A 22,523-nucleotide genomic window follows, 5' to 3' on the forward strand; every position below is an offset into this window, starting at 1 on the left:
CTGATAAATTATTTAAAAAAGTTAAACTTCCAAAAAACCACCTGTTATTTTTTAACCAGTTGATCGCACCACAATGAGTCAAATAACAACCAAGACTTCTCTACTCTTGATTAAATTTTAATATTTAATTAAATCTAAGCCGTGAGATATATAGGGTTTCAGGCTTTTTATATAAATTAATCAGTCATTGGCAAAAGATGCCGAGATAAAAAATTTACTTACAATTGTACTGGCGCTTCACTTTTTTTATGCACCTAAAACCTGATTTGACATATTATACTCGACCGGTGCTGTGATTTTACTCAATTTTTTCGTTGATACTGAATGACTCATTGACTTTAAGAACGTCATTTTTTATCCCTAAGTATAATTGACAAAATTCTAGTAGCCACTAATCTTATAGCAAATTTTGACACCGTCTGATTCGCACATGACAAGATTAGGATTTCGAGTCAGATAATCATTCACCAGGACAGGAGATCTATTGAATGTCTGCAGCAACTGGCAAAAAAGCCGTATTACAGCTTGATGGCAAAGAAATTGAATTACCAATTTACAGCGGCACATTGGGCCCAGATGTAATTGACGTTAAAGATGTATTGGCATCTGGTCACTTTACTTTCGATCCTGGTTTTATGGCGACAGCTGCTTGCGAATCTAAGATCACATTCATTGATGGTGACAAAGGTGTGTTATTGCACCGTGGCTATCCAATTGATCAATTAGCGACTCAAGCAGACTATTTAGAAACTTGCTACTTATTATTAAATGGCGAGCTTCCAAATGCTGAACAAAAAGCAGAATTTGACGCTAAAGTACGTAACCATACAATGGTTCACGATCAAGTAAGCCGTTTCTTTAATGGTTTCCGTCGTGATGCACACCCAATGGCAATAATGGTTGGTGTTGTTGGTGCTTTATCTGCGTTCTATCACAACGGTTTAGATATCGAAGATATCAACCATCGTGAAATTACTGCAATTCGCCTAATTGCTAAAATTCCTACGCTTGCAGCGTGGAGCTACAAATATACAGTAGGTCAACCGTTCATTTACCCACGTAATGACTTAGGTTACGCAGAAAACTTCTTACACATGATGTTTGCTACACCTGCTGACCGTGATTACAAAGTAAATCCTATCCTTGCTAAAGCAATGGATCGTATCTTCACACTTCATGCTGACCATGAACAAAATGCATCGACTTCTACAGTTCGTCTTGCAGGTTCAACTGGCGCGAACCCTTACGCTTGTATCTCTTCAGGTATTTCAGCACTTTGGGGACCTGCGCATGGTGGTGCGAACGAAGCCGTTCTTAAAATGCTTGATGAAATTGGTAGCGTTGAAAACGTTGCTGAATTCATGGAAAAAGTGAAGCGTAAAGAAGTTAAACTCATGGGCTTCGGTCACCGTGTTTACAAAAACTTCGATCCACGCGCTAAAGTAATGAAGCAAACTTGTGACGAAGTTCTTGAAGCATTAGGTATCAATGATCCACAGCTTGCTCTTGCGATGGAACTTGAGAAAATTGCATTGAACGACCCGTATTTCGTAGAACGTAAACTCTATCCAAACGTTGACTTCTACTCAGGTATCATCTTAAAAGCGATTGGTATCCCAGTTGAAATGTTCACTGTTATCTTCGCGCTTGCACGTACTGTTGGTTGGATCAGCCACTGGTTAGAAATGCACGCGTCACCATACAAGATTGGTCGTCCACGCCAACTTTATACTGGTGAAACACAACGCGATATCAAACGTTAATTTTCTAAGTAAAGTTAATGTTAAAAAAGCTGCCATTTGGCAGCTTTTTTATTTCAACCATGTACGGAAATTTTAACGTCCCCAATCCATCTTTTGTGCATAGGGTTCGACCATCTTAATACGTTTTACATTCTCTCTTTCGATTTTAGATAGTCTTCCTTCTACATTGGTATAACACGGCATATACCAGTCATACATCGCGAATGTATTTGCCCATTCCTTCGTTTTAAATGCATAACCATGACGTGCATAAATCTCATTACGCATATATTCCAGCTCACCTTGCGCAACCTGTAAATCACCATCTTTTAATAGTCGAGTGGATGTTTCAGGAAAATCTCCCTGCCCTTTAGCAAACTTACATTGTTGAGCGTCCAAGTTAAAAAATTTCGGCTTTACAGATTTACTTGTAGGCAACCATTGCGCCTCTATGGGTGTAGCATTGTTCTTGAACTCTAAAATAAACTTTCCGATGTCTGCACCTTGCCCAACCTCATTCAAAGTTAAGGTATAGTTCAAGTCAGTTTGCTGAATTTTGCCTTTAAAGTTTGTTTGCTTTCCGTTTAACAAACTATAGCCAGACACATCTGTGCCCTTTTGTTGAAAGAATAATGAAATTTTCTGTTCATCGTTATACAAACCCGTCCATGAAGGTGCAATTTGCATCGTTTGTGCTATAGAAAAAGTACTCGTTGCCAAACCAACAGTTAAGATCAATAATTGTTTAAAATTTTGCATGTATATATTCTCGTTCAACTAAAATTATTTCGTTTTTTGAATACCATACCATAATAGTGATCACTTTTTATGTGGAAAAGCCTAAATCAATTTTTACAAATTTTGAGCCTTCTCATGTTCAGTTATCTATGCTGGCTCATGATTGAAATTTGCCTGAATTATTATCCTTGGTCTGATCACACCAATTTTTTGGTATTAAAACAAGATGTTGTCAACACCCAACCTTGGCGAATTGGCTTTCAGATGCATGTCATCACAAGTAGCTTTGTTTTATTAGCAGGTTTTACACAGTTTTCTCGAAGCATTCGTCAAAATCTACCCCGTTTACATCGTTATGCAGGCTGGCTCTATATCATCGCCACACTTGGATTTGCCCTACCGAGTGGATTTATTCTTGCATTTTCAGCCAATGGTGGTCTTAGCACTCAAATCTGCTTTGTTGTTTTGGGATTACTTTGGGGGTGCAGTACCGCCTTAGCGCTATATTTCGCTATGCATAAACAATGGCTAAAACATCGTAACTGGATGATTCGAAGCTTTGCGCTTGCCCTTTCAGCATTAAGCTTAAGGACATGGAAACTCGCTTTGTATGAGTTACAACCGTATTTTGACTGGCTCACTCCACTGCATATTTACCAACTTGAAGCTTGGCTTGGATGGACAATTAATTTACTTATTGCTGAACTCATCATCTATCGATTAGCAAAAAAGACAAAATCAAATTAAATTTCATCTTCCTCTAAAGCACGCAATAAATTGGAACTAATTCCATCGGCCCGCAACCAAGCCAACTCATAACTCGCTTTCGCAAGCGCTAGGACACGGCGTTCAAACTCATCCCAAATCAGTTTAACTTGCTTATCGTGAATACCTAAACCGCTTTCATGCGCTAAATGTTTATTCTTTTCACAAATTTTTAGAGCATGATACAACTTACGACCTTTACTCGCATTTTCCAAAATACGGATATGCTTACCATGAATAAAACCTTCGACATGTTGAAGATTTGCATTTGGTAATAACGGGACTAAGATCTGATCCAACTGCGCATCTAAACGCTTCCAAACCATTAAGCGTTGGTCAGGTGTGTAAGTATTCCATTGAATCACTTCGTGATTAAAACGACGACACCCTCGACAAACTAGATCACCAAATACCGTTGAACAACGCCCTGCACATGGGGTTAATGATGGAATTCGACGATCATTACTCAAAACCAACTCCTTTAAAACCATATTCATTTTATGGTTTTCTCGCTTATTTATAAATTTCACGCTAAAATACGCGCCTTATTTTTCCTATCTTAATACATTTGGAGTTATCCATGAACGCTACTGTAGAACAGCTTGCACCTGTAGAACAGCAAGCGACCAATAATTGGGTTGTTGCGGCACTATATCAATTTAAAGAAGTTTCAGATGCAGCGGATCTGCAACAACGTCTTTTGGACTTAGTGAATAACATCAATTTATGTGGAACTCTAATTGTTGCTTCAGAAGGAATTAACGGTACTGTTGCAGGTGATCGTGCAGCAATTGATCGCATTCATCAATTTCTTTTAAACGAAGGTTTTAACGCAATGGAATATAAAGAGTCAGAAAGCTCTGAAAAACCATTCCGTAAAATGAAAATCAAACTTAAAAAAGAAATCGTAACTTTAGGCGTAGAAGTTAAACCTCGTGATTTAGTTGGTCACTATCTAGATCCTAAAGAATGGAATGAGCTAATCAGCCGTGATGACGTCATTTTAATCGACACGCGTAATGATTACGAATACAAAGCAGGTACGTTCAAGGGTGCAATTGATCCTAAAACTGAAACTTTCCGCGAATTCCCAGAATATGTAAAACAAAACCTTGAACAGCATAAAGATAAGAAAATTGCGATGTTCTGTACAGGTGGTATCCGTTGTGAAAAATCAACCTCTCTCCTCCTCCAAGAAGGTTTTAATGAGGTGTATCACCTGAAGGGTGGTATTTTAAAATATCTTGAAGAAACACCAGCTGAAGAAAGCATGTGGGAAGGAGAATGCTTCGTATTTGATGGTCGTACTGCAGTCACACATGGCGTTGAAGAAGGCGAAAATATCAAATGTCACGCATGTGGCTGGCCTTTAACGCAAGAAGAAGCGGCTCTTCCAAGTTATGAACATGGTGTGTCTTGTGTTTTCTGTATCGACAAAACCACAGAGAAACAAAAAGAAGGTTTCCGTATGCGCCAATCGCAAATTGCTGCCGCAAAACGTAAACGCCTATAAGCACTAAAGCATAGTTAAGCCATAGTTTTTACTATGGCTTTTTTATAAGTAAAAAATTTAACGCTTATTCAGATCTGAATAAGACAATTCATTTCCCATCATGAATTTGGATTCATAATACATGTCAATTCTTGATTTCCAAGACTAGATTCATTATTTAAGTAACCCTCAAAAGTAGCAGTAAAAAGTTTATTATCACGAAATACTAATGTAGCCGTATTAAAACGATTTTTACTTGGAGAAGCAGAAACAACTATCTGATTTTCATCATTTTGATAATATATTTGATCGAAACCTTGACTTGTAAACTGTGCAGTAATTGATTTACCCCCTGTCTGTAGAGTTAGATTTTCCCCATATTTATAAATTTCACAAGGTTTTGTCATAATGCCTGACTCAGATATTCCAATGATGGAAACTAGCGATAAATTTTTGAAATCACTCATTACATCCTTATTACAGTTAATATATAGTTCAGTTGTATTTTCCACCCAAGTACATGCCTTATTATTGAATTTGTTCAATGAAAAATCTGTCACATTTGGGAGATCATCTAAATTTGTTTCAGTATTTTGGTTTTTAAGTTTTTCAGGTAGTTGACTTAAATTACCATCCTTAATCAAAGTTAATAAGGCATTGTAGTCCTGAATACTATTGCTGCCTTGAATTGCATCTAACAAGGCTTGAATAGCTAAATGGAGAGGATTTACTGTTTTTATTTCTGTAGTAAAGAGATCCGTTTTACTATCAAGTGAATAGTCTTTTTTAATTAACTCATTCACCAAAGCAGTATTCGCTGATTTCAACTGATCAACTGTTATGCTACCTGATTGATACCATGTAGCGGGTAATTGCGTACTTGCATAAGCGATAGCCAAATCTGTAAACGGATTAATATTAACTCTTCCTGCTTGGCTAATATAACTGTGATAGCTATGTTCATTGGCTTTAACTTCTAAACGACATGGAAATTTACTACTATCTACTTGTCCCAGCCATACACCGTGTTCATCAACTACCACCTCTTCTTTAAAACCTACAGAATCTTTACAACTCGCTGTTACAGTCTTTCCATTTAAAGTTGATTCGGCAAATGCTGTACCTGTAATTGTACTGTATTCAATCTCAAATTGATCCGTTGGCTCAATTACAACACTTGAATCATTGCTATTATCTCCTCCGCATCCAGTTATCAAAATTGATATTAAAAACAAATTGAGCATACATTTTTTTTTAGTATTTAATTTCATTGGCTTACCCTAATATTTGGTTTTTATGTGATTTCACCATTGCGCAAAATCGCCAGTATTATACATACCTTTCTGTTTATACCAATCAAATACTTTTAGAACGTAGGGTTTAATACTAAGTAAAATATATTCAGTTATTCTCTTCCTATTACATGCAACTTGCTTAACGAATCTTTTATTGCTAGTAAAACAAGCACGAATTATCCTGTCTTAATTCATAAGTAACATAAATAGGCACTATGGGTCTTGAAGAGTGGGTCTTATCCATCATGGAAAAGCTTGGGTATCTAGGTATCGCATTTTTAATGTTTCTGGATAACATTTTTCCACCAATTCCATCTGAAATCATTATGCCTTCCGCAGGCTACACAGCCTCAAAAGGCGAGCTTACCCTGATTGGTGTAATCATTGCTGGCAGCATCGGCTCAATCGCAGCGGCCATGTTGTTGTATTGGGTAGGGAGGAAAGTTCCTCAACCTCAATTATTTAAATTCATCGAGCGCTATGGGAAATATTTACGCATTCAAGTGACGGATCTAGAGAAAGCACTGAATTGGTTTAATAAACATGGTCATCGTATTGTTTTCTTTGGACGTATGATCCCTGCTGTTCGCTCATTAATTAGTATACCCGCTGGTATGAGCAGAATGCCTTTTGCAAAATTCATGATTTATAGTAGTGCGGGAACTATTATTTGGACTAGCTTTCTCGCTTATCTCGGTTATCACTTTAGTGAAAATCAAGCACTCATGACTGCTATTATGCAACGTATGAGCTATTTCATTTTAACGATTGTCACTATCTATATCGCTTGGTGGTGCTTCAAAAGATTTTATCTTAATAAGTCTAAAAATAGCTAAAAATGAAGCAACAACGTATATTTCAAGTCATTCAGTAAAAAATTAAGGATAGATAATGAAACACGAATTTTGGCATGACAAATGGCAAAGCAATAATATTGGATTTCATTTATCTAGCCCCAATCCTCTATTAATCAAGCACATTCAATCATTAAATTTACAACCTCAAGCGCGTATATTCATTCCATTATGCGGAAAAAGCCTAGATATCCACTGGTTACTTCAGCAAGGATTTCATATCACAGGGATTGATCTTAGCCCAATTGCAATTGAAGAACTTATATCTGAACTCAAGCTTGAGTTCACAGTGTCTCAAGTTGGAGATTTAACCCATTACCTTCATCAAAGTATTGATCTATATGTTGGTGACTTTTTTGAACTGAATATTGATCATATCTCAAAAATTGATGCAACTTATGACCGAGCTGCGTTGGTTGCATTACCTGAACATATGCGTGAGACATATACCCAACATCTAGTACAACTGACTCAGAACGCCCCTCAACTCTTAATTAGCTTTGAATATGATCAAGACCTTTTAGCAGGCCCTCCTTTCTCAGTTCCAGAACAAGAACTCAGAAAATATTACGCAAGCCATTATCAAATCAAGCAATTAGCCTCAGAGTATGAAAAGCTCAAAGGAAAAGTGGATGCAAAAGAAAATGTTTGGTTATTAGAGAAAATTTAGACAAATCATTGAATATTGAGTGCAGAAAATTCAGCTTGGCTCGCTTGCATTTCCTCGATCAACCAAGTTTTAAAAATCACTTTGCGTACATCATCTTCAAATGGTGAAGCTGACAGTAAAAAATAAGCTGAGTCATCTTTATATACAGGACTCAACTTTTCTAACATCTGATACTTGATCTCCCTTTCAACCATATAGGCTGAAACCACAGAAGCACCTAGCCCAGCGATTGAAGCTTCAATACATAAATAAAAATGCTCCAACACAGACTTATTTAGCTCATTAAATCGACCATTTTGAATTTCTAAAAATTTCTGCCAAAGTTTCGGTCTTGAAGATGAAATGAATATCTGATCAACCGAATGAGTATTTTTTTTTCCAACACACAGCATGTATTCATCTGCAATTTTTTCGCTATAAATAGCTTTACCCCAATCAAAATCATTGCGTCTCAAGGCTAAATCAATATTCTGAATATCAAAATCAACTGCTCCACCACTGGTCAATAAACCTACTTCGATATTTGGATAAAGCTGCTTAAACTTGCCTAGACGAGGAATAAGCCATTTCATGGCAATAGTTGGTTCACATGAAACGATCAAGGTATTTTGCGATTTTATCTCACCTTGTAACTGTATTAGGCACTGGTCAATTTGTTGGAAAACCTGCTGGCAACATTCAAACAAGATCCGTCCTCGATCAGTTAAAATCAGATGTCTACCCTCTCGATCAAACAAAGCATAACCCAACGTATCATCTAGGTTTTTTAATTGTTTACTTACCGCACCTTGGGTGAGAAATAGCTTTTCCGCAGCAACGGTAACGCTTTCATAGCGTCCCACATAATAGAAAAACTTAAGAGAATTCAAAGACAACCTTTCAATCATTCCAAAATCTCATATATCAATCAAAATTAACTTCGATTTTAAATATAGCAAATATATGAAAAATATATAAATCATTAGTATATTTTTACAAGGTCAATTGAGTGAATGAAATAATTACTATCGTATTGGTTACCGTATTGGCTGTGATTAGTCCTGGTGCTGACTTTGCACTAGTCACCAGAAATAGTTATTTATTTGGTCGTAAGCTCGGTATCTTAACCGCATGTGGTATTGCCAGTGGAGTTTGGGTTCACATCAGCTATAGCTTAATTGCACTAAGTTTTTTACAAAACAATATTCCGAGTCTTCTACAAATTATTCAATACATTGGCGCTGCTTATTTAATTTTTCTCGGTTATAAAACATTTACTCAGGAAAAAGTTTCTTTCAATGCTGAAAATATTTCCATTAGTGCTTTTCAAGCATTTAAACAAGGCATATTAACCAATAGTTTAAATCCCAAAACGACATTATTCGTGATCAGTTTATTTTCACAAATTATGAGTTCAGAAAATAACTTTGTTCATCTTTTGAGTTACGGTGCGTTTATCTCTTTCAGTCACTTAGTCTGGTTTTTATTGATTGCATATTTTTGCTCCACACCAACTATTCGAAATAAAATTTTAGCAAAACAAGTTGTTATTAATCGAATTATTGGCTCTGTGCTAAGTGGCTTAGGTCTAAGTTTATTATTTTCTAGTTTGTAATTTAATCACAATACCCTCAAGAATATATACGACCTCTGTAAATCAAAATACTCAATATAAAAAAACGTCCTCTAGGGGACGTTTTTAATTCACTTAGTTTTATAATTGCACTGAGATGACATCACTGCAAAATGTATCATTACGCAGGCGTATGGTACATCAAATAAATTTCATTCAAGTTTTCTGGAATTTCTTCTGCCAGCTCATCCATCAACTGACCATTGCGGCGGAATGATTCCATTTGCGGATCTTCTTCATCAATTCCGCTAAACACCATGATTGGTAGAGTTAAATCAACCAATTGCTCTTCAAATTCTGGGGCAAACCATGCCTCTTCGTTTAAGAACATTGCATCGACGAAACCAACGCTCCAATCACCTAAGCTAGAATCTACATCAGCTTCTTCGATTTCAAATGGAAACTCGATTCCATTTTCATTCGCTAAATCTTGGCGAATCGATTCTAACCAAGCTTTGATTTGCTCTATAATTTCACTTGGAACTTTCTTTTGGTTGCTCTCGAAAAGCTCATCTAACCAACGATCAAATTTTGGACCAACGGCAATAGCACACAAAAAGCCATGAGTCGCTGCGAAATCTAGACCGTATTCGTTTTGATCACCGTCGAGATAATTACTCAATAAGTCTAAATCTAACGTGCTCATTCTTTAATCCAACTTTAAAAATACATCAGCAACAGCATAACATTTTCGATCATAAAGTCTTAGCAATTTTGCTTAGTCTTCATCATCGAGGTCATCGTCGTCGAAATCATAATCAAAATCTTTTAACTCTCGCTCGAGACGACGTTGAGCTAATAGGTCATCGATCAAACGGCGCTTTTCTAATGATTCTTTGGCAGTAAGTTTTCCTGATGACTCATCAAAACTTACATCATCATCGCCATAGTTATCATCATCTAATTCAAAATCTGTAGAAGACACTAAGTACCTCTAATATGAAAAATTTAAATGGGTCTAGCCGCTATTTATCTTTCTTCAAAATTCTTGTCAAGTTTTATTTTATTTTTTTGCTATAAATCGCGAATTTGTACTTTTTTTCGGCGGTTTTTTTGTGTATTTATAGATTAAGGGCAACAAGAATGAAAATTTCCTTCATTTCGAAAGGACTTGATGCTTGAAAAAATAATAGTTAACCCCATATTCAAAAAACTACCGTGAAATCAAACGTATTTTTTTATTTAAAGCAAACGGATCAAATCCAAAACATTCCCAGTGAATTGTGCTATCATGCACGGTTTTTCACCGCCACAGATTCAACAAAGAGTAAGCAAAGATGAGCGATATGAATTCCCCTACTTCGCAAGTAGCGGCTCTGATTAGCCGAGGCAAAGAACAAGGTTACTTAACTTACGCTGAGGTTAACGATCATCTCCCAGACTCGATTACAGAAAGCGAACAGATTGAAGACATCATTCAGATGCTTCAAGACGTCGGTATTCCTGTGCATGAGCGTGCACCTGAAACTGACGATGCAATGTTTGGCGAATCTACTGAAGCTGCGGATGAGGTTGCAGAGGAAGAAGCTGCTGCTGTTTTAGCATCGGTTGAAAGTGAGCCTGGTCGTACCACTGACCCTGTGCGTATGTATATGCGTGAAATGGGGACAGTTGAACTCCTTACACGTGAAGGTGAGATCAGCATTGCAAAACGTATCGAAGAAGGTATTCGTGACGTTTTACATTCAATCGCTTACTGGCCAAACGCTGTTGAAGTAGTTTTACAAGAATATAATGACTTTTTGACTGGTGAGCGTCGTCTTGCCGATATTCTATCTGGTTATTTAGACCCGGAAACTGACGAAGAGATTCCTGAAGTTTTAGAAGAGGAATCTGAAGAAATAGAGGAAGATGAAAAAGCTTCATCTAAAACCAAAGACGTTAAGCTCGATGATGATGACGAAGAAGAAGAGTCAGAAAGTGATGATGATTCTGAAGGCGACTCAGGCCCAGACCCTGAAGTTGCGAAAGTTCGTTTCTCTGAGTTAGAAGCTGCTTGGAATGAAACTAAAACAGTTATTGCAAAACATGGTCGTAACAGTGATGAAGCAAAAGCTGCTCTTGAAGCTTTAGCTGCTGTATTCATGATGTTCAAATTCACTCCTCGTTTATTTGAAATCATCTCTGAAATGATTCGTGGTACACATGATCAAATCCGTTCAAATGAACGTGAAATCATGCGTTATGCAGTTCGTCGTGGTCGTATGGATCGTACTCAGTTCCGTACAACATTCCCTGAACAAGAATCAAACCTAGCTTGGTTAGATGAGCAGATTGCGAAAGCACCTGCTGAAACTAAAGCACATTTAGAGAAAGTACGTCCTGACGTATTAGCGTTCCAACAAAAGATTGCTGATATCGAAAAAGACCTTGGTCTCAACGTTAAAGATATTAAAGATATCTCTAAACGTATGGCTGTTGGTGAAGCAAAAGCTCGCCGCGCGAAGAAAGAAATGGTTGAGGCAAACTTACGTTTGGTAATTTCGATCGCGAAGAAATACACTAACCGTGGCTTACAGTTCCTTGATTTGATTCAGGAAGGTAACATTGGTCTGATGAAAGCCGTAGATAAGTTTGAATACCGTCGTGGTTATAAATTCTCGACTTATGCAACATGGTGGATTCGTCAGGCGATTACACGTTCGATCGCGGATCAGGCGCGTACCATTCGTATCCCTGTGCATATGATCGAGACAATTAACAAAATCAACCGTGTGTCTCGCCAACTTCTTCAAGAAATGGGCCGTGAACCAACGCCAGAAGAGTTAGGTGAACGTCTAGAAATGGACGAGGTTAAAGTTCGTAAAGTACTTAAAATCGCAAAAGAACCGATTTCGATGGAAACACCAATCGGTGATGATGAAGATTCGCATCTTGGTGACTTCATTGAGGACTCAAACATCACCTCTCCAGTTGATGCTGCGACCTCTGAAGGCTTAAAAGAAGCAACCCGTGAAGTACTTGAAAACTTAACTGAACGTGAAGCTAAAGTATTGAAGATGCGTTTTGGTATTGATATGCCAACGGATCATACTTTAGAAGAAGTAGGTAAGCAGTTTGATGTAACACGTGAACGTATTCGTCAGATTGAAGCAAAAGCATTGCGTAAGCTTCGCCATCCTTCTCGTTCAGAACACTTACGTTCATTCTTAGAAAATGACTAATATTTGGGCCACCTTATACGGAATCAAGACCCTGTTTTGAATCCGTATAAGACTTGAAGTTCAACACTTCATCCCCATCTATGTTATAGATCATAAGCGCCTGCACTGATGCAGGCGTTTCAAGTTAAGAGGTTGCTCATGTTAGACCGCACTCCTTCTCGTGAATTACAAGAACATCTTTGGGTTTTCCCAATGGACTATCCAATCAAACTGATTGGTAATGCTGGGGATGAACTTCGAGTAGCTGTTGTTGATATTCTACAGAAGCACTTTCCTGAATTTGATGGCGACACAGTAAAAGTTCAGCCGTCACGTACAGGTAAATATCATTCTTTAACTGCGCAGCTGCGTTTTGAAGAATTAGAACAAGTTCATGCACTGTATGCTGATCTTGCAGCCTGTCCTTTAATTAAGACAGCGCTTTAATAGAGAAATCCAAAATACGAAAGTGTTTTGGATTTTTTTATACCGATTTCAACATAATATCTAATCAACTGAATTACTGATAAAAATCAGTTAATATCTTAAAATATCGTTCTACAATTCTTTAATGTATGGTTGCGAATCTACAGATGAAAAAGCATGTGCTTCTAATCGCAGCAATTACAGTTTCATTCGCCAATTTATGCTATGCAAAAACTAAGACTTTTACATGGCAAAATGATCTGTGTGAGTTTGAAGGACAATATAATTCTCAGCAATATTCAGAAAAGCAATTACAAGATACCGTGCAAATGATACAATTAAGTCATACAAGCCTATTAAATAGCAGATCTTATGCATTCAAACCTGAAGATATTGCGAAAATCAAACTAAAAGAAATTGATCAAGAATATAAAAACACTCGAACCCAATTAAACAATCTTCATCCGATACCGCTCAAGGCATTTCAAACACTTAAACAAAATTTACTCACTGCTCTTGATCAAGAATATCGACATAATTACTTAACTGCTGCTGCATTTTCACAGCCTGAAAAATTATTGATCAGCGACTATGGTCAACAATGTTTTGCTATTGCCAAATCGCTGAATACACGAAATAGCAACACCCTACTCCAGAATGCAAAAAAATCTTTGGAAAAAGAAAATAAACATCAGTTAAAGCTTGGAAATAATCAAGATTTCCTAGCAAAACGTGCACAAGATTTTGATGCGAAATTACAAAGCAAAAATGCCGTGCAATATGCACAAATTCAATTAATTCGTGACTGGTCAAATTGCGCCAACCCACATCAAGCTCAAGATGAGCAATTGGAACAGATTTTCCGCAACATTGTATTTATTCAGACGAAGGAAGTTTATTGTGACGAACCTTGATAAACCATCCTTAATCATTCGCTGCTTCAATGATCTTCAAGATTACACAGCACGTTTTGAAGAAATGAAAGCCTTTACTGCCAATCGTGATGAAAATACACCAGATGAAGTCTGGTTATTACAGCATCAAGATGTTTTGACGCAAGGTCAGGCAGGCAAAGCAGAACATATCCTCATGCAAAGTAACCTTCCTGTTGTTCATACTGACCGTGGTGGACAAGTGACATGGCATGGTAAAGGTCAACTGGTTGCCTATTTCATGTTTGATTTGAATCGTCTGAAATGGCATGTACGCACACTGGTTAGCTTTGCAGAGAAAGCAATGATCGACCTACTACAGCAATATGATATTCAGGCGTATGCGAAACCAGATGCACCTGGCGTCTATGTGGATGGACGTAAAATTGGTTCTTTAGGTTTTAAAATTCGTCGTGGTCGTAGTTATCATGGCTTAGCTTTAAATATCAACTGCGATTTAAGCGGCTTCCAAACCATTAATCCATGTGGATACGCTGGTTTAGAAATGGTACGCTTACAAGACTTGCTTAAAGATTACCCAAGCTTTGAGCAACTTTGTCATGATTTTGTTGATTATTTAAAAAATACAAATTTCTTTCATGACCTTGAAGTCAAATCTGAATAAATTACTTTTCAATTCTAAAGAAATAAATTAGAGTAATTACTCTAAATTTGCTTTTGCATAATTTTAACAAGGGATACGCAAGTGATTTCGACCAAAGCAGTGAAGCCCACTTTGCAATTTGCCTACGTAAAACTCATGATGGATGTTGTTGGTCGTGGTTTAGTAATGGCAAGCCAAGTGGACAGTGAAGTACAACAGGAAGTTTCAAAATTTCCTATTGGCTTCATACTTTCAATGAATGTATTTCCAAATGGACCTGCATTTATTGCTCGTGTAACAGAAGAAAAACAATTAGAGCTTTTACCGAATTTCAAAGGAAAGCCTGATTTAACCATTACCTTCAAGCATCTAACGCATGCATTTCTTGTATTTTCTTTCCAAGAAAGTACGGCACAGGCATTTGCCAATGATCGCATGATCGCTGATGGTGATGTTTCAAGCGCAATTCGTCTTGTACGTTGCTTGAATAAAATGGAAGCCCTGATCTTACCTAAATTGATCGCTTCACTTGCCGTAAAACGCTACCCAGCCGAATTGACATTAAAAGAAAAATTCACGGGTGCAAAAAATATTTATCTTAAAGTCGCGAAATCATATCTCAAACGGAGCGCATAACATGGCTAAGCCTTATTACGAGTTTTTTTGTCCTGTAAAAGTAATTGCTGGTAACGCTGCGTTAGAGCATATCCCTTTTGAACTTGCCACTTTAGGTGCAAAACGTCCGATGATCATTACGGATAAAGGCGTACGTGCAAATGGTTTGCTGAATCCAATTGAAGCTGCTTTCAGTACAACTGATGCAGTGATTGGTGCAATCTTTGATGATGTTCCACCAGATTCAAGTTTAGAAGTCGTTCGTCAAGCCGCTGAACTTTATCGTAAACAAAAATGTGATGCGATCATTGCGATTGGTGGTGGTTCAGTAATTGATACCTCTAAAGCGACTAATATTCTAGTTTCTGAAGGTGGTGACGATTTACTACAGTATTCTGGTGCGCACAATCTACCAAAACCATTAAAACCATTTTTCGTTATTCCGACGACATCTGGTACTGGTTCTGAAGCAACTATGGTTGCTGTTGTTTCTGACACACAGAAAAATGTAAAACTAGCTTTCGCTTCTTATTACTTGATGCCACATGCTGCGATCCTTGATCCACGTATGACGCAAACTTTGCCACCACACCTTACAGCCATGACAGGTATGGACGCATTGACTCACTGTGTTGAAGCTTATACATGCTTAGCGGCAAATCCATTAAGCGATGCTTATGCAAGTGCTGGGATCAAAAAAATCAGTGAAAATCTATTCAAAGTATTGGACAATCCAAGTGATGCTCAAGGTCGTTTAGAACTTGCTCAAGCGTCAACGATGGCTGGTATCGCATTCTCAAACTCAATGGTTGGCTTAGTACATTCTTTAGGTCATGCTTTAGGTGCAGTTGCACATCTACCCCACGGTTTATGCATGAACTTATTCTTGCCATATGTGCTGGAATACAACAAAGAGATCAATGGCGACAAGATCGGTGAATTATTATTACCGCTTGCAGGCGCAGACATTTATGCACAGACTCCTGCCAATCTCCGTGCAGAAAAAGCAATTGCCACAATTTTGACCATGCGTGATCGATTATTTAGCTTAACTAAGCTTCCTCGCACCTTAAGAGAGACAGGAAAGGTCACTGAAGCTCAGTTAGATGAAGTTGCTGAGAAGGCATTAAATGATGGATCTATCATTTATAATCCAAAAGAAGCAAATATAGATGACCTGAAAGCTATTCTTAAAAAAGCTTGGTAAATCAATACTTAAAACACCAAAAGGTTCGATTTTTTCTTAAATCGAACCTTTTTTATTGGTTTCGTGAATTTTCATTCATCTTTTTTCTTGGCAAATTGGCTAAAAAATTGCTAAAAAATCCCCAAAGCTACTGACAAACTGCCTTAAATTAGGATAGATTTGCGCACTTTAGATTTTTATCGGGGGGATCGTTCGTCTCAAACGATCCTTGACACTAAAGCTGATCCTTGATCAACGATTATGAGGACAACGCCGTTGACAAATACTTCTGGGACTCAATCGGCAGCTAAACTGCAAAAAACGCTAGGACTCTGGCACATTATCATCATTGGTTTGGCTTATATCCAACCAATGACTTTGTTCGATACTTTCGGTCTAGTATCTGAAGAAAGTCATTACCATGTGCCAACCTCTTACATTGTTGCATTGATTGCAATTTTGTTTACCTCGATTAGCTATGGTCATATGATTCGTCGCTACCCTTCCTCTGGGTCGGCATATACCTATGCCCAAAAATCCATTCACCCGAATGTTGGTTTCATGGTGGGTTGGTCTTCATGGTTAGACTACTTACTCTCACCAATGGTCAATATCATTCTTGCTGTTATTTATTTAGAAGCACTTTTTCCATCAGTGAACCACTGGATATGGGTAATTGTTCTCACAGCATTTATGACAGGTGTCAACCTACGTGGTGCACGATTTGTGGCGAACTTTAACAGTTGGATCGTTTTAGTACAGCTCATCGTAATTGGCACATTCACTTATTTAGTTTATCAAAAACTTCAAATGGGTGTGAATGCCGACGGTCCTATCACGGCTGAAACACGTTATCAGCTTTGGAGCTTAGAGCCTTTCTGGAATGAACTAACTTCAGTCGGTGCACTCATCACTGGTGCAACGTTACTTTGCTTCTCATTCACTGGCTTTGACTCACTAAGTTCACTTGCTGAAGAAACCAAAGATACTGAGAAAACACTCCCTAAAGCAATTTTCTTAACGGCATTATTCGCGGGTGTGATTTTCATTATCAGTACTTACTTTATGCAGATCTATTTCCCGAATGATCCTACAACATACTTTAAAGATGTTGCTGCCACACAGCCTGATATTTTACTATTAGTCGGTGGTTCATTATTCCAGTCATATGTTCTAGCATTTGCAATCGTCACTGTAATGGCATCAGGTATTTCAGCACATGCGGGTGTATCTCGTTTGATGTACGTGATGGGTCGTGATGGTGTAATTAATAAGAAAATCTTTGGTCATATCAGCCCAAAAAACTTCACCCCTTCATATAATATTTTGATTGTGGGTGCCGTTGCGTTAACTGCTGGTTTCATGAATCTTGATATTGTCATTTCAATGATCAGTTTCGGTGCTTTAACTGCGTTTACCTTTGTAAACTTATCAGTAATTTCTCGTTATGCATTACGAGATGGTCGCACGAAGAACTTTAAAGATATTCTGAGCTTTGTGATTATTCCACTACTCGGCTTCCTCAGTGTCTTTGCAATGTGGTTAGAAATTGAAGAGACAGCACTCAAATACGGCTTGTGGTGGGCAATGTTTGGTATTTTATATCTTGGTTATAAAACTAAAGGTTTTAAATACTCTGCTCCTCAACACAATGAATTTGATGACAGACTATAAACTGTCGACAAATAAAAAGGCGCTTGATGCGCCTTTTTATTTATGTTCAATTAGCCATGTAACTTTTCAACAATCGTTTGGACACGTTGCGCATAAAGTTTTGCTGTTTCTAAATCGCCTGTCGGGATTTCGTCCACGCTTGCATCAGATGGTGTTTGCACTAATAAACCTACTGAACCACCCAAATTATTCACATCTTCACGTTTTGCTTCTTTAGTATTTGCTGGTAACAGCCCCAAACTTACCCAAATTCCGCCATGCTGTGACGCCAGTGTTTGTAACTGAATTAATGTCACTTGCTTATCACCGTTCAGACTTGCACTATTGGTAAAGCCTGCAAACACTTTATCTTGCCAACCCCGTGTAAACCAAACTTTAGAAGTAGCATCAGCAAATTTTTTGAATTGCCACGGCGCAGAACCCATATAAGTTGGTGCTCCAAATACAATACCTTGTGCTTCGCTAAGTGCTTGCCAAGCTTGCTCAGAAATTTCTCCGTTTTGATCAATTTCAATCAGCGAAGCTTGGATTGTTTGCGCAAAAGTTTCAGCAACTACTTTTGTATGACCATAACCAGAATAATAAACAACTGCGATGTTTGACATGAGTTTTATCCAAATTTTTAAAAAGTTCGATTTAATGATATATTTTAGAAACTAGGTGTCAATTAGTTACCAATTGGTAACTAGCGCAATTTAACTGAAGTTTTAAGGATGTTTTTAATGAATCAGACATTAAAATATAATATTTATCAACAACATTGCCCTGCTCGGTTATTTTTTGAAAAAATTGCAGATAAATGGGTATTATTGATTATCAATGTGCTAGCAAGTGAAACTCAGCACTTCAATTTGCTCAAGAAAAGTATTCAAGGGATTTCACCCAAAGTCTTATCGCAAAAGTTAAAAATGCTGGAGCGAGATGGATTCATTGAACGCCAAGTGCAAAACACCTCACCTATACGTGTCGATTATTCTTTAACGTCACTAGGGTTAGAGGTAGCTAAAATGGCTTATCAATTGAAAGATTGGGCTGAAACCAATATTGAACAAGTGATCACTGCACAACAACGCTTTGATGCAACACAACCAGAAGAATCCAAATAAATGGTGAATATATGCACCCACAACCTTTAATTGCGGTAGAAGATGTCGAGAAAACCAGTTTATGGTATCAAACCATGTTGGGACTAAGCAGTGGACATGGTGGCAAAGAATATGAACAGTTAATATTTAACCAGCACATGGTTCTGCAACTGCATCAATGGCAAGCACATGAACACTCCCATATTGGTAGTCCAAATACTACAATTGGTAATGGCGTATTATTGTGGTTTGAGAGTTCTCAATTTGATGAGATTGTACAAAAGCTACAAAATCATCAAGTCGAAATTTTAGAAGGACCTAAATATAACGCGAATGCACATCATCGAGAAGTTTGGTTTAAAGACCCAAATGGCTATACTCTCGTTGTTGCGAGTCCGTATGGCGATGTATAGCCATGCATAAATTAGAGTTGTTTGAAGCCTTGTTGACGCCATGCTTCGTAAACAATCACCGCTGTTGCATTAGACAGATTTAAACTTCTTGAGTTTTCCACCATTGGCAAACGAATCCACTGTTCTTGTGGAAACATTAAACGTACTTGCTCTGGCAGACCGCGTGTTTCTGGCCCCATCAATAAAGCCACAGGGCGATTTAGATCAACCGTATGCGGTGTTGCCGTTCCTTTAGTTGTTAACGGGAAAACATGCTCAACACCTTTTGCTTTTAAATCAGCAAGGCAAAGCTCGATATTGTCCCAAATTTGCATTCTTGCCCATTCGTGATAATCCAATCCCGCACGTTTAAGCTTTTTATCATCGAGTTCAAAACCTAAGGGCTTAACCAGATGAAGCTGTGCGCCAGTATTGGCACATAAACGGATGATATTACCTGTATTCGCTGGAATTTCAGGCTCGAATAGAACAACATGAATCACAAATTTTCTCTACTTTTCATAATCCCTCCTAGCCTCCCTTTTTCGAAGGGAGGCTAGGAGGGAGATTTATTGCCATTTTAACTGTTCACGTAAGCTCACGACTTCACCAATAATAGTTAAAGTCGGCGCTACAATATGATGCTCTGACACTTTAGTTGCAATATCAGCCAAAGTTCCAACCACCACTTTTTGTTCAGGTGTTGTCCCTTTAGAAATGAGAGCAACAGGCATATTCGGTCGCTGACCATGTGCAATCAATTGCTCACAAATCCGCTCTAAACCAACCAAGCCCATATACAACACAAGGGTTTGATTTTCATAAACCAATTCATTCCAAGGAAGTTCTGGCGAACCCTCTTTTAAATGCCCTGTAAGAAAACGAACACTTTGTGCATAATCACGATGCGTCAATGGAATACCAGCATAGGCTGAACAACCCGAAGCAGCTGTAATACCCGGAACGACTTGGAAAGTCACATTGGCTTCTACCAACTCTTGAATTTCCTCACCACCACGTCCAAAGATAAATGGATCACCGCCCTTTAACCGGCAAACACGTTTACCTTGCTGTGCGTAATCAACCAATAAAGCATTAATACCATCTTGCGGAACGGAATGATTAGAACGTGCTTTACCCACATAGATTTTTTCAGCATCGCGACGACATAAATCTAAGATAGGTGCAGACACTAAGCGATCATAAATCACCACATCAGCTTGTTGCATCAATCGCAAGGCTTTTAGCGTCAAAAGCTCAGGATCACCCGGCCCCGCACCGACTAGATACACCTCACCTTTCGGTGCGCTCCATTCAGTTAAAGCCTGCTCAATTAGATCATTGGCGACATCTAAATTATCATTGAACACTTGCTCTTTCAGCGGACTTGCATACAAATTTTCCCAAAAGATACGACGTTCATCTGGATTAGAAATTTTTGCTTTAACTTGCTTGCGCCACTGTCCAGAAAACTCGGCAAGTTTGCCCATGCCATGTGGCACAACCGTTTCGATCTGAGTACGTAACTGTCGAGATAAAACAGGCGATGCACCATTCGATGCAACTGAAATCACTAAAGGTGAACGATCGATAATTGCTGGCACCATAAAGCGACAATGCGGAATATCATCCACACTATTCACCAGTAGATTACGCTGTTCACATTGTTCAAAAACGGCTTTATTGGCTTCAGCTTGATCAGTTGCAGCAATTACTAAACGATAAGGCGTTGCGAGAATACTTTCAGAAAAAGCAGCTTGAATATATTGTCCTGCTGACTTCGCTACAAGATGAAGTAGCTCAGGTTCAATCTCAGGTGCAATCACATCGACAATTGCACCTGCTTTGACCAACAAATTTGCTTTACGGTAGGCAATATGCCCACCTCCAACAATCAGACAACGTTGCTGTTGCAACTTTAAAGAGATTGGGAAAATTTCCACATCACGCCTCTATATTTTCAATCTGACTGAGATAAAGCAAAAACTGTGCACAAATTAGATGCACAGTTTAGTCAATATACGTTGTACCGCCCAAATATGGACGTAGCACTTCAGGAATCTCAATAGAACCATCTGCACGTTGATAGTTTTCCATCACTGCAAGCAAAGTACGACCTACAGCCAAACCTGAACCATTCAACGTATGCACCAATTCGATCTTCTTCTGATCTACGCGGTAGCGTGCTTTCATACGACGTGCTTGGAAATCACCCATATTTGAGCAGCTAGAAATTTCACGATACGTATCTTGGCTTGGTACCCATACTTCTAAATCATAGGTTTTAACTGCACCAAAGCCCATATCACCACCACAGAGCAAAATCTTACGGTAAGGTAAGCCAAGCGCTTGTAAAATGCCCTCTGCGTGTGCAGTTAGCTCTTCAAGTGCTTCCATAGAGTGCTCAGGCTTAACAATTTGCACCATTTCAACTTTATCGAACTGATGCTGACGGATCAAACCACGTGTATCACGTCCATAAGAACCTGCTTCACTGCGGAAACATGGCGTATGTGCTGAGTATTTAAGCGGTAGACGGTCAGCATCAATGATTTCATCGCGCACAAAGTTCGTGATTGGCACTTCAGCTGTCGGAATCAAATAATATTCTTTTTCACCTTGCAGCTTGAATAAATCTTCTTCAAATTTAGGCAATTGACCTGTACCACGTAAAGTATCGGCATTGACCAAATATGGTACATAAGCTTCTGTGTAGCCATTCTTAAGTGTATGTGTGTCTAGCATGAATTGCGTTAAAGCACGTTGTAAACGCGCTAATGGTCCTTTCAACACACTGAAACGAGAACCCGTTAGCTTCGTCGCAGTTTCAAATTCAAGCCCACCCATCCACTCACCAAGATCAGTATGATCTTTGATGTCAAAATCAAACTGGCGCGGCGTACCCCATTTTAAAATTTCTAAATTATCGCTTTCATCTTTACCTTCTGGAACAGACTCATCTGGTAAGTTGGGGATCGCAAGCGACTTTTGCTCTAGTTCTGTTTGCAACTCAGCCAAGGCAACTTCTGCCGCTTTGATTTCATCACCAATCGCAGCCATACGTGCCATGATTTCAGATGCATCTCCACCCGACTTTTTGATTTGACCAACTTGTTTTGCACCAGCGTTACGTTCAGCTTGTAAATTTTCAGCTTTCGACTGTAAATCTTTACGGCGAGCTTCTAAATCAGCCCACTCTTGTACATTCAGCTGAATTCCACGTTTTGCTAAAGCAGTATTCACTGCTTCAATATTATTTCTGAGTAATTTTGGGTCGATCATAATCAATCATGAATAG

At 38.4% G+C, this 22,523-nt stretch carries 25 protein-coding genes; 15 read left to right on the plus strand and 10 right to left on the minus strand.

All coding sequences use genetic code 11. From position 1 onward, the window contains the following. The first annotated feature begins 488 nt into the window (after positions 1 to 488). Positions 489 to 1,763 (plus strand): citrate synthase, encoded by a 1,275-nt coding sequence (gene gltA, locus ACT4_RS16260; protein ID WP_004876951.1) that lies wholly within the window; start codon positions 489 to 491, stop codon positions 1,761 to 1,763. Positions 1,764 to 1,835: 72 nt separating this feature from the next. Here the strand turns inward: gltA and ACT4_RS16265 are convergent, their stop codons facing one another. Then, positions 1,836 to 2,501: a YARHG domain-containing protein gene (locus tag ACT4_RS16265; RefSeq protein ID WP_007484145.1), complete on the minus strand. Its 666-nt coding sequence runs from the start codon at positions 2,499 to 2,501 to the stop codon at positions 1,836 to 1,838. A gap of 69 nt (positions 2,502 to 2,570) precedes the next feature. On the opposite strand from ACT4_RS16265, the gene ACT4_RS16270 reads away from it, so the two are divergent. Continuing rightward, on the plus strand, positions 2,571 to 3,227 hold the full coding sequence (locus ACT4_RS16270; protein ID WP_034605454.1) for a DUF2306 domain-containing protein: 657 nt from the start codon (positions 2,571 to 2,573) through the stop codon (positions 3,225 to 3,227). Here ACT4_RS16270 and ACT4_RS16275 read toward each other — a convergent pair. Continuing rightward, positions 3,224 to 3,715, minus strand: a complete 492-nt coding sequence (locus ACT4_RS16275; RefSeq protein ID WP_007484148.1) for a DUF1289 domain-containing protein — start codon at positions 3,713 to 3,715, stop codon at positions 3,224 to 3,226. The two genes, ACT4_RS16270 and ACT4_RS16275, sit on opposite strands and share 4 nt — an antisense overlap. 110 nt (positions 3,716 to 3,825) lie before the next feature. On the opposite strand from ACT4_RS16275, the gene ACT4_RS16280 reads away from it, so the two are divergent. Next, entirely contained in the window at positions 3,826 to 4,758 is a 933-nt protein-coding gene (locus ACT4_RS16280; RefSeq protein WP_007484151.1) for a rhodanese-related sulfurtransferase, read from the plus strand. A 98-nt stretch (positions 4,759 to 4,856) separates the two neighbouring features. Here ACT4_RS16280 and ACT4_RS17415 read toward each other — a convergent pair whose 3' ends face one another. Continuing rightward, complete coding sequence (locus ACT4_RS17415) at positions 4,857 to 6,008, minus strand: hypothetical protein (protein WP_007484154.1); 1,152 nt, start codon at positions 6,006 to 6,008, stop codon at positions 4,857 to 4,859. Between the two features lie 239 nt (positions 6,009 to 6,247). Between ACT4_RS17415 and ACT4_RS16290 the strand changes: the two genes are divergently transcribed. Both ACT4_RS16290 and tmpT read left to right on the plus strand, forming a co-directional pair. Continuing rightward, positions 6,248 to 6,868, plus strand: a complete 621-nt coding sequence (locus tag ACT4_RS16290; RefSeq protein ID WP_007484155.1) for a DedA family protein — start codon at positions 6,248 to 6,250, stop codon at positions 6,866 to 6,868. A 55-nt stretch (positions 6,869 to 6,923) separates the two neighbouring features. Next, entirely contained in the window at positions 6,924 to 7,556 is a 633-nt protein-coding gene (tmpT, locus tag ACT4_RS16295) for a thiopurine S-methyltransferase (RefSeq protein ID WP_004876957.1), read from the plus strand. 5 nt (positions 7,557 to 7,561) lie between these two features. Here the strand turns inward: tmpT and ACT4_RS16300 are convergent, their stop codons facing one another. Next, a complete protein-coding gene (locus ACT4_RS16300) occupies positions 7,562 to 8,443 on the minus strand; it encodes a LysR family transcriptional regulator (RefSeq protein ID WP_007484157.1) in 882 nt (293 codons plus the stop codon). A gap of 101 nt (positions 8,444 to 8,544) precedes the next feature. Between ACT4_RS16300 and ACT4_RS16305 the strand changes: the two genes are divergently transcribed. Then, on the plus strand, positions 8,545 to 9,150 hold the full coding sequence (locus ACT4_RS16305) for a LysE family translocator (RefSeq protein WP_004876959.1): 606 nt from the start codon (positions 8,545 to 8,547) through the stop codon (positions 9,148 to 9,150). A gap of 139 nt (positions 9,151 to 9,289) precedes the next feature. Here the strand turns inward: ACT4_RS16305 and ACT4_RS16310 are convergent, their stop codons facing one another. Together ACT4_RS16310 and ACT4_RS16315 are read right to left on the minus strand one after the other, a co-directional pair. Continuing rightward, positions 9,290 to 9,814, minus strand: coding sequence for a YecA family protein (locus ACT4_RS16310; RefSeq protein WP_007484160.1), 525 nt, complete (start codon positions 9,812 to 9,814; stop codon positions 9,290 to 9,292). Between the two features lie 72 nt (positions 9,815 to 9,886). After that, positions 9,887 to 10,093 (minus strand): PA3496 family putative envelope integrity protein, encoded by a 207-nt coding sequence (locus ACT4_RS16315; protein ID WP_004876963.1) that lies wholly within the window; start codon positions 10,091 to 10,093, stop codon positions 9,887 to 9,889. 352 nt (positions 10,094 to 10,445) lie between these two features. Between ACT4_RS16315 and rpoD the strand changes: the two genes are divergently transcribed. The 7 genes from rpoD (at position 10,446) to ACT4_RS16350 (ending at position 17,748) form a co-directional block, all read left to right on the plus strand. After that, positions 10,446 to 12,332 (plus strand): RNA polymerase sigma factor RpoD, encoded by a 1,887-nt coding sequence (gene rpoD, locus ACT4_RS16320; protein WP_004876965.1) that lies wholly within the window; start codon positions 10,446 to 10,448, stop codon positions 12,330 to 12,332. Positions 12,333 to 12,470: 138 nt separating this feature from the next. Continuing rightward, the gene (locus ACT4_RS16325; protein WP_004652212.1) at positions 12,471 to 12,758 is read left to right on the plus strand and encodes a YbeD family protein; all 288 of its coding nucleotides are present in this window, start codon (positions 12,471 to 12,473) and stop codon (positions 12,756 to 12,758) included. A gap of 146 nt (positions 12,759 to 12,904) precedes the next feature. Beyond that, positions 12,905 to 13,651 (plus strand): hypothetical protein, encoded by a 747-nt coding sequence (locus tag ACT4_RS16330; protein ID WP_034605457.1) that lies wholly within the window; start codon positions 12,905 to 12,907, stop codon positions 13,649 to 13,651. After that, entirely contained in the window at positions 13,638 to 14,294 is a 657-nt protein-coding gene (gene lipB, locus ACT4_RS16335; RefSeq protein ID WP_007484164.1) for a lipoyl(octanoyl) transferase LipB, read from the plus strand. Before ACT4_RS16330 ends, lipB begins: the two co-directional genes overlap by 14 nt. An 81-nt stretch (positions 14,295 to 14,375) precedes the next feature. Continuing rightward, positions 14,376 to 14,909 carry a hypothetical protein gene (locus tag ACT4_RS16340; protein ID WP_004876971.1) on the plus strand — a complete coding sequence of 178 codons (534 nt, stop codon included), beginning with the start codon at positions 14,376 to 14,378 and terminating at the stop codon, positions 14,907 to 14,909. Position 14,910: 1 nt separating this feature from the next. Continuing rightward, positions 14,911 to 16,095, plus strand: a complete 1,185-nt coding sequence (locus tag ACT4_RS16345; protein ID WP_004876973.1) for an iron-containing alcohol dehydrogenase — start codon at positions 14,911 to 14,913, stop codon at positions 16,093 to 16,095. Positions 16,096 to 16,335: 240 nt separating this feature from the next. After that, the gene (locus ACT4_RS16350; RefSeq protein WP_004876974.1) at positions 16,336 to 17,748 is read left to right on the plus strand and encodes an APC family permease; all 1,413 of its coding nucleotides are present in this window, start codon (positions 16,336 to 16,338) and stop codon (positions 17,746 to 17,748) included. 50 nt (positions 17,749 to 17,798) lie between these two features. Here the strand turns inward: ACT4_RS16350 and ACT4_RS16355 are convergent, their stop codons facing one another. Further along, positions 17,799 to 18,353 (minus strand): flavodoxin family protein, encoded by a 555-nt coding sequence (locus ACT4_RS16355; protein WP_004876975.1) that lies wholly within the window; start codon positions 18,351 to 18,353, stop codon positions 17,799 to 17,801. A gap of 117 nt (positions 18,354 to 18,470) precedes the next feature. Here ACT4_RS16355 and ACT4_RS16360 point away from each other — a divergent pair, with 117 nt between their 5' ends. Continuing rightward, the gene (locus ACT4_RS16360) at positions 18,471 to 18,854 is read left to right on the plus strand and encodes a helix-turn-helix domain-containing protein (RefSeq protein WP_007484169.1); all 384 of its coding nucleotides are present in this window, start codon (positions 18,471 to 18,473) and stop codon (positions 18,852 to 18,854) included. A gap of 11 nt (positions 18,855 to 18,865) precedes the next feature. Next, complete coding sequence (locus ACT4_RS16365) at positions 18,866 to 19,246, plus strand: VOC family protein (RefSeq protein WP_007484170.1); 381 nt, start codon at positions 18,866 to 18,868, stop codon at positions 19,244 to 19,246. Between the two features lie 11 nt (positions 19,247 to 19,257). Here the strand turns inward: ACT4_RS16365 and ACT4_RS16370 are convergent, their stop codons facing one another. The 3 genes from ACT4_RS16370 to serS all read right to left on the minus strand — a co-directional run bounded on the left by ACT4_RS16370 (position 19,258) and on the right by serS (position 22,507). Then, positions 19,258 to 19,728, minus strand: coding sequence for a tRNA (cytidine(34)-2'-O)-methyltransferase (locus ACT4_RS16370; protein ID WP_007484172.1), 471 nt, complete (start codon positions 19,726 to 19,728; stop codon positions 19,258 to 19,260). Positions 19,729 to 19,794: 66 nt separating this feature from the next. Further along, entirely contained in the window at positions 19,795 to 21,168 is a 1,374-nt protein-coding gene (gene cysG, locus ACT4_RS16375) for a siroheme synthase CysG (RefSeq protein ID WP_007484174.1), read from the minus strand. Positions 21,169 to 21,235: 67 nt separating this feature from the next. After that, a complete protein-coding gene (serS, locus tag ACT4_RS16380; protein ID WP_007484175.1) occupies positions 21,236 to 22,507 on the minus strand; it encodes a serine--tRNA ligase in 1,272 nt (423 codons plus the stop codon). Between the last annotated feature and the right edge of the window lie 16 nt (positions 22,508 to 22,523).

Source organism: Acinetobacter sp. NBRC 100985, assembly GCF_000241225.1.
GTDB lineage: Bacteria > Pseudomonadota > Gammaproteobacteria > Pseudomonadales > Moraxellaceae > Acinetobacter > Acinetobacter venetianus.